The sequence below is a fragment of the Streptomyces bambusae genome (genome assembly GCF_019400985.1).
Classification (GTDB): Bacteria; Actinomycetota; Actinomycetes; order Streptomycetales; family Streptomycetaceae; genus Streptomyces; species Streptomyces bambusae_A.
In genome coordinates, this window is sequence record NZ_WTFF01000762.1 from 1 (window position 1) to 501 (window position 501).

The following is a 501-nucleotide window of genomic DNA, read 5'->3' on the forward strand; positions in this document are numbered from 1 at the left end:
GTCGTCGGGCGGGCTGCCGGGCTACGGGGTCACCGGTCCAGTGGTCCGGCGGTCCGGCGGTCGTGGTTCCCGCCCGGCCGCCGGCCGGCTGCCCCGCCGTACCATCGCCTGATGGTCCGGGCCCCCCTGCGTCTGCTGCGTCCGCTGTGTCTGCTGCGTCTGCTGCTGTCGGCGGTGCTGCTGTGCGCAGCCGTCGGCGCCGCCGGCGGCTGCGTCGCACCGCCCGGCGCCCCGTCGTCCGGCCCGGAAGCCCCGGAAGCCCTTGCGGCTCCCGATGCCTCCGTCGAGCAGGGTGTCCGGCAGGCGGTGGCCGCTTGGGCGCAGACGGCGTCCGGCCGTCCCGCCGGGGTGCCGCTGGAGCAGTGGTCCTACGAGGTCGGGGCGGTACGGCGGGACGGTGACGGCCGGCGCGCGGTCGCCGAAGCCCCGGCGGCAGCCCCACCCGGAGCTGTTTCTTTTACAAACCTCCCCGCCACCACGACCGCGGGTAGTTCTGTATTT

At 75.8% G+C, this 501-nt stretch carries 1 pseudogene; it reads left to right on the forward strand.

What is annotated here, in order from left to right:
- Positions 1 to 111: 111 nt before the first annotated feature.
- Positions 112 to 501: pseudogene (locus GPJ59_RS36915) on the forward strand (hypothetical protein); the annotation flags it as partial.